The sequence below is a fragment of the Corallococcus sp. AB018 genome, from assembly GCF_003986945.1.
In the GTDB taxonomy this organism is placed as follows: domain Bacteria; phylum Myxococcota; class Myxococcia; order Myxococcales; family Myxococcaceae; genus Corallococcus; species Corallococcus exiguus.
In genome coordinates, this window is sequence record NZ_RAWR01000295.1 from 1 (window position 1) to 10,008 (window position 10,008).

8 protein-coding genes are annotated in these 10,008 nt (G+C 68.8%); 3 read left to right on the forward strand and 5 right to left on the reverse strand.

The features are described from left to right. The coding region (locus D7Y11_RS38870) for a hypothetical protein (RefSeq protein WP_126936203.1) at window positions 1-1,367 on the forward strand (1,367 nt) is incomplete at its 5' end. On the opposite strand, the gene D7Y11_RS38875 is transcribed toward D7Y11_RS38870, so the two are convergent. After that, window positions 1,351-2,805 carry a Fic family protein gene (locus D7Y11_RS38875; RefSeq protein ID WP_126936204.1) on the reverse strand — a complete coding sequence of 485 codons (1,455 nt, stop codon included), beginning with the start codon at window positions 2,803-2,805 and terminating at the stop codon, window positions 1,351-1,353. The genes D7Y11_RS38870 and D7Y11_RS38875 overlap by 17 nt on opposite strands. Window positions 2,806-3,003: 198 nt before the next feature. After that, a complete protein-coding gene (locus D7Y11_RS38880; RefSeq protein WP_121754965.1) occupies window positions 3,004-3,552 on the reverse strand; it encodes a hypothetical protein in 549 nt (182 codons plus the stop codon). A 281-nt stretch (window positions 3,553-3,833) separates the two neighbouring features. Here D7Y11_RS38880 and D7Y11_RS38885 point away from each other — a divergent pair, with 281 nt between their 5' ends. Then, on the forward strand, window positions 3,834-4,040 hold the full coding sequence (locus D7Y11_RS38885; RefSeq protein WP_120562412.1) for a cold-shock protein: 207 nt from the start codon (window positions 3,834-3,836) through the stop codon (window positions 4,038-4,040). A 263-nt stretch (window positions 4,041-4,303) separates the two neighbouring features. Beyond that, the gene (locus tag D7Y11_RS38890) at window positions 4,304-4,657 is read left to right on the forward strand and encodes a hypothetical protein (protein ID WP_233597529.1); all 354 of its coding nucleotides are present in this window, start codon (window positions 4,304-4,306) and stop codon (window positions 4,655-4,657) included. A 173-nt stretch (window positions 4,658-4,830) separates the two neighbouring features. Here the strand turns inward: D7Y11_RS38890 and D7Y11_RS38895 are convergent, their stop codons facing one another. The 3 genes from D7Y11_RS38895 to D7Y11_RS38905 are packed head-to-tail and all read right to left on the reverse strand — an operon-like array spanning window position 4,831 to window position 9,881. Then, window positions 4,831-7,950, reverse strand: a complete 3,120-nt coding sequence (locus D7Y11_RS38895; RefSeq protein WP_126936205.1) for an efflux RND transporter permease subunit — start codon at window positions 7,948-7,950, stop codon at window positions 4,831-4,833. Between the two features lie 60 nt (window positions 7,951-8,010). Continuing rightward, on the reverse strand, window positions 8,011-9,120 hold the full coding sequence (locus tag D7Y11_RS38900) for an efflux RND transporter periplasmic adaptor subunit (RefSeq protein ID WP_121778563.1): 1,110 nt from the start codon (window positions 9,118-9,120) through the stop codon (window positions 8,011-8,013). Further along, window positions 9,117-9,881, reverse strand: a complete 765-nt coding sequence (locus tag D7Y11_RS38905) for a TetR/AcrR family transcriptional regulator (RefSeq protein WP_126936206.1) — start codon at window positions 9,879-9,881, stop codon at window positions 9,117-9,119. The genes D7Y11_RS38900 and D7Y11_RS38905 overlap by 4 nt, the downstream gene beginning before the upstream one ends. Window positions 9,882-10,008 lie beyond the last annotated feature (127 nt).

The window sequence follows — 10,008 nt, forward strand, 5'->3', positions numbered from 1 at the left end:
GGATGGCGGTGTTCATGGGGGGGATGTTCCTCGTGGGGTGCGAGGAAGCCCGAGCCACGGCACCGCGCATCCCGGTGCTCGGTGAGGTGGGTGGACAGGTAGCGCCAGAGGGCGTGGAGGCACACGTGTGGTCGCGGACCCTGATGGTTGGGGACCCACAGGCTCCGCACGCGGTGGTGACCTCCAACGGGGACGTCCTGGTGGCGGCGACCTATCAAGAACCCATCGACCTGGGGGCGGGTCCCCTGCCCTTCAATCGCAACGTTGTGGCGCCACACCTGCTGGTGGCGCGGTATTCGCCGGACGGGACGCTGAAGTGGGCACGGGGCTGGACGCCCGAGCACGAGGCGCGGGCCCGCGTAGGCGGCCTGGCGGTGGACGCCGCCGACAACATCTTCATCACGGGCATGTCCGCGGGATTCACCCGCGACAGCGCCACGCTGCCGGAGGGGCCGTTCCTGGCCCGGCTGGACGGCGGAGGCGCGCTGGACTGGGTGCGCTCGTTGCCGGGTGAAGGCCCGGTGGCGGTGAACGGCGTCACGTCCGACCAGCACGGGGGCGCGGTGCTGGTGGGGGACTTCGCCGGCGCGCGCGACCTGGGAGAGGGCTTGAAGCGCACGCCCCCTGGCCGGCACGCGGGCTTCGCGTTGAGCGTGGGCGCCAAGGGTGAGCAGCGCTGGAGCCGGGTGTGGATGCCTTCAGGCGAAGGCGAGGTCTCCGCGCGAGCGGTGGCGGTGGATGTCTTTGGCGACGTGCACGTGGTGGGCGGCTACGCGGGGGCGGTGTCGTTGGGAGACGCCACGTTCGGCACCGTGCGCCAGCACACGCCCTTCGTGGTGAAGCTCACCCGGGACGGAGACCACGTCTGGAGCCACGACGTGCGCGGCACGGATGGCACGGCGGTGTCCGTGGCGGTGGGGGCGGACCGCGTCTTCGTGGGCGGAGGCTTCAGCGGCCAGCTGTACTTCCAGAAGACCTTCCACCGCGCGGACTCCCGCGACGGCTTCCTCCTGGCCTACGACGCGAACGGCAGCCAGCGGTGGGCGCGAACCTTCCCCACCGGAGCACCGATGGTGGCCACCGACGACGCGGGCCAGCTGACGGTGGCGGGCGGCCATGACGGCGGCCTCGCCCTGGGCGGGGGCAGCCTGCCTCCGGGCCTGTATGTCGCGAAGCTGCTACCGGAAGAGGGCACGTCGCTCTGGGTGCGCGGATTCGCGAGCCCCGGCACCGTGGCCCAGGCCCGCGCCGTGAGCGTGGACGCGTCCGGGGGCGTGCTGCTCGCCGGAGGCTTCAACCGGTCCATGCCGGAGGACGGACCGTCACGGCCGCTGCAGGACGGCTTCTTGCTCAAGTTGAGCCCTTGAGGAACTGCTCCTGGAGGATGGTCTCCAGCGCTTGAACCTCCTCGTCGGTGAGGAGTTCGAAGTGTGAGGCGCGCTTGGTGGCGGAGAGCCTGCCTTTGTTCTGGAGGACCACCTGGATGAACAGGTTCAACTGTCGATCCGGCAGGTCCACCACCCGCTCCATCTGTTCGCGGGCCTGACGGTAGCGAACGATGAACTCCAGCTCCTTGCGGAACTCCGTGCGGATGGTCTCCTCGGTCCACGCATAGAGGTCCTCCGCCATCCGCGTGCAATCGATTGCACGGTACAGGTTGCCGGTCTTCCCCTTCACCGTGACGTGCCAGTCGTCGTCATGCGTGTAATCGACCTGCTGCATGAGAGCGACCGAGAAGGACTCCAGGCAGGCGTCATATTCGGAGCTCTTCTGCAGCATCACCGCGGAGACGGGGAAGATGAGCCCCTGCGGCGTGAAGCCCGAGCGCGACAGGATGTAGTGGATGAGCAGGCGGTGCAGGCGCCCATTTCCGTCCAGGAATGGGTGGATGAGGACGAAGCCGAAAGCCACCGCCGCCGCGTGGACGATGGGGTCCACACGCGCCTTCGCCATCCGCTCGAGACTGGCGAGCAGTCCCTGCATGAGGGTGGGGACATCCTCGGGACGGGGCGGCAGGTAGTGGACCTTCTGGTCGCTGAGACTCACCGTCTCGCCGACGTAGTTCTGCTCCTGCCGGTAACCCGCCTCCGCGTAGCGAGGATCCACGGTCTGGTTCTGGATGGCGGTCAGCGCCGCTTCATCCAATGTGTCCCATTGGGGAACTCGCCGCAGGAGGGCCACGTAGCGCTCGGTGCGATCCGGGCCTGGCTTCTCCCGCTCGATGGCGAACGAGGAGCGGGTCTCCTTGGCGTAGAGATACTGGACGGCCCGGCGGAGCACGTCCTCGTCGTACTCGCCCATGAGCCGGGAGACCTCCTTCGCCAGGTCCAGGCTGGCGAAGTGCTTCAGCTTCCCGGTGCGCCGGACCATGGGGCAGAAGTCCACGGTGCCCAGCAGGTTGTTGATGACGCGATGGCGCCGGCTCCGCTCCTCCGTGCCGGTGAAGTACGCCTCGGAATCCAGCAACGGAACGTAGTTGCCACTGGCCGCATCCGGCAGGTCCAAACGGTTTCCAGTGAGGAATTCGTAGAGGAACCAGAGCCGCCGTGAGTACTGCCCGGTGGGCCGCTGCTGGATGTATTCCTGGAGTCGTGGCTCCAGCGTCTTCCGGGGCTCCTTCTCGAACAGGGCGGAGAGGATTTCGAGCGATACCCCCTCGTACTTGAGCGCGAACTCCAGCTGATGGAAGAGCCCTGGCTCCGGCGCGTAGGTCGGGGGATAGAGGACAATGCTCCGCCCTCCTTCGACGCGCTCGCGCTTCCCACTCCCAGGCGCGACAAAGGACACCTGGTGATGCGGCAGCACGACGAGTTCGTGCGCCAGGATGATCCGGGCGTAACCGATGGGCTCCGCCTTGGGAGGAAGGTCGACTCCCAGGCGTGCGCGGATGGCTTGACCGAACGGTTCCAGAAATCGTTCTCCAGAAGGAGAACGTAACCAAAATGGTTATCCGACTCCAAAAATCGTTACGCTAGAGCCTTCACCAACAAAAAGGCTTACGCCTCAAGCCCCGATGCCCTCGGGGTCCGTGGCCAGTTCTCCGCCCAGGTGCATGCCCGTCTGGCAGCGGTAGTCCGTGACGAGCGACGCGGCCAGCACCTTCACGCCCAGCAGCACATGCAGCGCCGCCGCCACCGGCGAGCGCTTCGCGTACCCCAGCACGAAGGGCGCCAGCACCGCGCCCAGGCCATAGGCGTAGTCCGCCAGCTCGTGCGCCTCGATGGGGATGAGCTTCGTGAGGCTCAGCCGGTAGTCCGTGAACAGCGACACGCCCACCGCGGCCCCGCCCAGCGCCCAGCCGGCCGCCTTCGCCTTGCTGTCGCCGGACGCGCTCCCCACCGCCACCAGCGCCGCCCCACCCACGTAGTCCAGCACCGAGTGCAGGTCCTGCGACACCCAACGGCGCAGCGGCAGCCGGCCGAACAGCGGACGCGACAGGATGCCCGCCGCCGCGCTGTGGTCCCTCATCCGGCGCCACTCGCGCCGCACGGCGCCCTCCGGGCGCGGAGGAACTGGGGGCAGCAGGGGCTCGGGGCCTCGGACCTCGTACATGACGTGACTCCTCTCCCGGCCTTCGTGGCCTTGCCCGGAACGGTAGCCATGCCTCCAAACCCAGGCGCTGGAGCCGCCCCGGCCCCACGCCCGCCTGCCTGTGCCAACAGTGGTGGGGAGGCTGACTACCCCACGAACTGTTGACTGCTCAGCAAGGGGGCTTCCACCCACCCCTCCCCGACGGGCAGACTGTTGTGCGCACTCAGGCCCTCACATTTCGAGAGGACCGACCGCTCCCGGGCGGTGGGTGCCGCGCCCCACCAACAAAGAGAAGACGATTCATGGCTACTGGTACGGTGAAGTGGTTCAACGATGCGAAGGGCTTTGGCTTCCTCACTCAGGACGGCGGTGGTGAGGACGTGTTCTGCCACCACAGCGCCATCAACATGGACGGCTTCCGCACGCTTCAGGAAGGTCAGAAGGTGGAGTTCGAGGTGACGCGCGGCCCCAAGGGCCTGCAGGCGCAGAACGTCCGCTCAGTGGGTTGATCTCCACCCGCTCCGGGTCAACCCCAGAGCACGGAAGCCCGGTCCCGCTCACGTGGGCCGGGCTTCTTCATTTTTACAACCTACCCAGAAGGAATAACACGCAATTCCTTTCAAACCTTCCACCCCCCAAGGAATCAAGGGGGGGCTGGTGAAAGTCCGAAAGACGTCTGTTAGGCTTTGATCCTGCGAGGGAGGGCGCACCTATGTTCGAAGTCACCAACGATGTCAGCCGTCGGACCATCACTGCCCGCATGAGCGGTTTCATGCGGCCGAACGAGATGAAGGAGTACGTGGCCGTCTACAAGAAGGCCACGGACAGCTACGGCGGGGGGCGGCACCTGGTTCTGGCCGACATGCGGGGCCTGCGCCCGCTGGAGCCGGAATCCGCGAACCTGTTCTCCGAGGTCATCAACCACGGGCGCAAGAATGGCTGTGCGATGTGCGCGCACGTGTCGGACTCCACCATCGCGCGCCTGCAGACGGCCCGCGTGGCGTCGGAAGCATCCCCCAACGACGACATCACCGTGGATTGTGTGTCGCTGGAGGAAGCGCAGAACCAGCTCGCCAAGGCGCGTGTGCGCCTGCTCAACGGCGAAGGCATGTCGGCTTCGCGCTAGAGCCGTTCCTTCCGGGCAGGACGCCCGCGAACGCCCCGTCTCCGGCAAGGCCCGGAGCCGGTAGCCTCCCGCGGAAGACGCCCACCCGGAACTTGTTTCATCCCCTTTGTTTCAAATGAAAGGCGCGGGTGACGGAGCCGTCACCCGCGCCTTTTGTTTCATGCCGTGAGGCCTCAGGCCGCGCGGTCGTGCGCCGCGGACGCGTCCACGGGGTGCGCGGAGTGCGGTCCCTGCGCGCGGGGCTGCTTCTTGCGGAAGGACAGCTTCTCCATCGCCGCGAACACCACCGGCACCACCAGCAGCGTGAGGAAGGTGGAGGTGATGACGCCGCCGATGACGGAGATGGCCATGGGGGCGCGGAACTCGGAGCCGATGCCCGTGCCCACGGCGGTGGGGACCATGCCAATGGCCATGGCCGCGCTCGTCATGAGGATGGGGCGCAGGCGGCGGGGGCCGGCCTTGAGCAGGGCCTCGTCCACGGAGTCGCCTTCACGCAGGTGATGGAGCGCGCCGTCGATGAGGAGGATGGCGTTCTTCGTCACCAGGCCCATCAGCAGGATGACGCCAATCATCGCGCCCATGCTGACGTGGTAGTTCGTGACGACGAGTCCCAGGAGCGCGCCCACGAGCGCCAGCGGCAGCGACACCATGATGGTGAAGGGGTGCTTGAAGGACTCGAACTGGCTGGCGAGCACCATGTAGATGAAGACGAAGGCCAGACCGAACGCGATGCCGAACGCGTCGTTCTGCTCATCCAGGCTCTTCATCTGGCCGTCGTAGACGATGGCGTAGCCGGGCGGCAGCGGCTTCTGGGCGATGGCGGCCTTGAGCTTCGTGGCCACGTCACCCAGCGCAGCGCCCTTGGCCAGCTGGGACACGACGGCCACCTGACGCTCGCGGTTCTCGTGCTCGATGACGCTGGGGCCGTCCTTGAGCGACACCTCCGCCACGTCCGTCACCTGGTGCAGGCCCTTGGGCGTGGCGATCATCAGCTGGCGCACGCGCTCCGGCGTGGCGCGGTCCTGCTCGCGCAGGCGCACGCGGATGTCCGTCTCATCCGTGCCCTCGCGCAGCTTGGCCGTCACGTCACCGTCGATGGCCAGCCGCAGCTGCGCGGCGAGCGACCCGGCGGACAGGTCCATGTCCGCGGCGCGCGCGCGGTCGATTTGAATCTGGAGCTCCGGCTTGGCCGGGTTGGAGTCCACGCGAACATCGGAGGTGCCCAGGGTGCGCAGGATGCTGGCGACGCGCTCGGCCTCCTCGTTGACGCGCTTCAGGTCCGGGCCCACCACGCGCACCATGATGGGGAACCAGTCACCCAGGCCTTCGATGGACGGCGGGTCCGACAGGGTGATGGCGGTGGAGACCAGGTTGGGGACCAGCAGCGCGCGGGCCTCCTCCTTGAGGGTGCCGATGCTCTTGGTGCGCTGGTCCTTGCCCACCGTGAGCACGCGCATGCGCGCCTTGTAGACGTCTCCGTTGGGACCGACCGTCGTGTAGATGTCCGTGACCTCGGGGATCTTCTTGAGGAGGACCTCCGCTTCCGCGGCGCGCTCCGTCGTCTGCGCCAGGTTGGCGGAGTCCGGCAGCTGCAACTCGACAATGAGCTGCGAGCGGTCCTCCGCGCTCATGAACTCCACGCCCAGGCGGCTGGCGGCGCCGAAGGACAGGACCAGCGCCAGCACGGTGAGGCCGGCGGTGGTCCACTTATGGCGCAGCACCCAGCCCAGGATGCGGGCGTAGGTGGACTCCGTGGCCTCCAGGAAGCGGCGCAGCGCGCGGAAGACGGCGGGCTCGTGCCGCTGCTCCCCCGGCTTGTGCGCCTTGGCGAAGCGCGCGGACAGCATGGGGTCCAGCGTGAAGGAGATGAACAGCGAGATGAGCACCGCCACGGAGATGGTGATGCCGAACTGCTTGAAGAACTGACCCACGATGCCGGGCATGAAGGCCACGGGGATGAACACCGCCACCAGGGCCAGCGTCGTGGCGAGCACCGCCAGACCCACGTCCTTGGTGCCGTTGGACGCGGCGCTCATCGGGTCCTCGCCCTGCTCCAGGCGGTGGGTGATGGCCTCACGGACCACCACCGCGTCGTCGATGAGCAGACCGATGGCCAGCGACAGCGACAGCAGCGTCATCTGGTTGAGCGAGTAGCCCAGCACGTACATCACGAAGAACGTGCCGATGACGGACGTGGGCAGCGCGAGCGCGGAGATGAACGTGCCGCGCGGGTCCAACAGGAACATCAGGATGATGAGGACCGCCATCAAGCCGCCGAAGATGAGGGCGATCCACACCTCGTGGGTGTTGGCGCGGATGAGGTCCGACTGGTCGATGAGGAGCGTGGCCTGGAAGCCCTGCCCCACCACCGGCCCCATCTGGGCGAGCGTCTTCTTCACCGCGTCGCTGACGCTCACGGTGTTGGAGCCCGGCTGCTTCACGATTTCGAGCACCACGGCGTCGCGGGCGTTGAGGCGCGCGGTGGTGCGGCGCTCGGCGACGCCGTCCGTGACGGTGGCGATCTCCTCCAGGCGCACCTGCGCGCCGGTGCTGCTGCGGGCGATGGGCAGCTTCTGGAGGTCCTCCACGCTGCTGAACTCGCCCATGGCGCGCACGGTCAGCTCGTTGGGCCCCAATTGCAGACGGCCCGCGGGCAGGTTGAGGTTCTCCATGGCGATGCGCTGGGACACCTGGGACGGCGCGATGCCCACGGCGCGGGCCTTGTCCAGGTCGATGTCGACCTGGATTTCGCGCGTGTCACCGCCGGTGATGCGCACCTCCGCCACGCCGGCCAGCTGCGCGAGCGCGGGCTTGATGCGGTCATCCAGCAGCTTGCGCAGCGCCTGGGACTGCATGTCCGCGGAGATGGCGTAGGTGAGGATGGGCGCGGCGGACAGGTCCACGCGGCTGACGATGGGCGCGTCCGCGTCCGTGGGCAGCTTGTTGACGGCCTGGCCCACCTTGTCGCGCACGTCCTGGACGGCGGTGTCCAGGGCGGTGCCCAGCGTGAAGGACACCACCACGGTGCCCACGTTCTCACGGCTGAAGGAGTGGATTTTATCCACGCCGCTGATGCCGGCGACCGCGTCCTCCAGGGGCTTGATGACCTGGGTCTCGATTTCGCCCGGGCCCGCGCCTTTGTAGAGGGTGTTGACCACCACCACGGGGAAGCTGACGTCCGGGTAGAGGTCGGTGCCCAGGCGCTTGAGGCCCATCACGCCCAGCACGATGAGCAGCAGGGACACCATGGCCGTGAACACCGGCCGTCGAATGGAAACGTCACTGAGAATCATGGAAGAGCTCACGCACGCCGCGCGCGAAGAAAGGCCGCGGCGAAAAGGGGCGGCTTGCGGCTACTTCACGGAGACGCGGGTGCCGGGGGTCAGGGAGGGCGTGGGGAAGTCCACCACCTGCTGGAGGGCGGCCGCGGCGCGCACCACCACCTCGCGCTCGCGGCGCTCCAGCACCTGCACGTCCACGCGCTGGAGCGAGCCGTCACTGACGACCAGGACGTGGTCCCCGTTGGAGGAGGACAGCGCCGTCGTGGGGAGCAGCTGCGCGTCCTGCGTCTCACCCAGCTTCAGCATGGCGCGCGCCAGGGTGTGGGCCACGAAGCGGCCGTCCGCGTTGGGCACGGAGATCTCCACCGGGATGCGGCGGGTGGTGGGGTCCGCGGAGGGCAGGATGGTGCGCACCACGGCCTCGTCGGTGGACGCGCCGTTGCCCAGCGCCGCCACGCGCACCTTCGTGCCGGGCTTGAGCAGCGCGCGCGCCCCTTCCGCCACGGTGGTGCGGAAGATGAGCGTGTCCAGCTGCTCCAGCGTGAAGAGGGCCGAGCCCGGCCCCACCGTGGCGCCCGTCTGGTCCGGGGATTCAATCAGCGTGCCCGCGAAGGGCGCCTTCAGGTCATGCCGGCGCCGCGCCGCGCGGGCCTGCGCGAGCTGCGCCTTCGCGGCCATCACCTGCGCCTGGGCCTGCGCGGCGGCGGCCACGGCGTTCTTGTGCTGCTGGTCGCTGACGCCACCGCCGGTGCTGAGCTTCTCCGTGCGCTCGGCGGCGTCCTTCGCGATGGAGGCGCCGGCCTCCGCGGCGGCGACGGCGGCCTCCGCGCCAGCCACCTGCGCGTCCACGATTTCGGAGTTGAGCTGGGCGAGCGTGTCGCCCTTCTTCACGGCCTGGCCCTTCTGGGCGCGCACCGACTCCAGGCGGCCGCCCACCTCGAAGCCGACCTGGAGGCCCTGGGCGGGGTACAGCGTGCCCGTCACCTCCTCCGACTGCGAGGCCTGCACGCCGCGCGCGGAGACGACCTTCACGGCCGGCGCCGGCTTGTCCTGGCCGGGGGCCGCGGTGGCGGGCGGCGCGGACGCGGCATCCGCCTTGTCACAACCGGAGAGCGCGAGCGCGGCGGCCATCCCCAGGGCGGTGAAGGCGCGGGAGGCGGAGGGCTTCGTGGATGGTTTCACGGGCGTTTCCTTGGCGGGCGGTGCGGGTGGTCCGCGCGGGCTTGGCGCCGGCGCGTGGAAGGCGGTGAAGAAGGACGGGCGATGGCGGCGGGCGTCGCGGGCACGGCCTCGCGGGGCAGCGAGCCTTCGTGCATGAGACGTTGGAGGCCCAGGGCCCAGGTGGCCAGGTCCGGCTTCTGCGTCAGCCGCCCCATGCGCCGGGCCAGCAGCAGATAGGTGCCCACGATGAAGGAGCCGAAGAGGCTGGGGTCCACGTCCGGGGTGTCCGGATGCTGGCCGCGCAGGTGGTGGAACTCCCCGGCGATGCGCTCCACCTCGCGGTCCACCACGTCCCACATGACGGACTCGAAGGCGGTGCCCTGGCTGCCCACGATGAGCGCCGTGACGAGCTCACGCTGCTCCCACATGAGCTCCAGCATCTCCACGTCGAGCTCGGCCTCCATCCGCAGGAAGTCGCGGTAGCGCTCCGAGCGCGTGGCGACGTCCCCGGGGCCCGGCAGGCCGCTGTGGTCGGCGCGGAAGCGGTCCATGCAGGACATGCGCTTCGTGGCCAGGACCTCCAGCGCCTCCAGGAACTCCTGCACCAGCGCCGCGAAGAGGGCCTCCTTCGAGGGGAAGTGCAGGTAGAAGGCGCCCTTGGACAGGCCGCTGGCGGCGGTGATGTCGCTGATGCGCGCGCCCTTCACGCCCCGCTTCGCGAACTCCGCCCGCGCGGACGCGATGAGCGCGCTGCGGGCTTTGGGGTCGGCGTGGCGGGGCATGCGGACGCATTCCTAACCCGCCGGTCAGAAATAGAACAGTCGTTGCTGAACGCCGGGTCAGGAATCCGAGGGGCGTGTCGGCGGGGGGCGCAGGAGGGCGGAGCAGAGCGGACACGCGGGCGGGGCG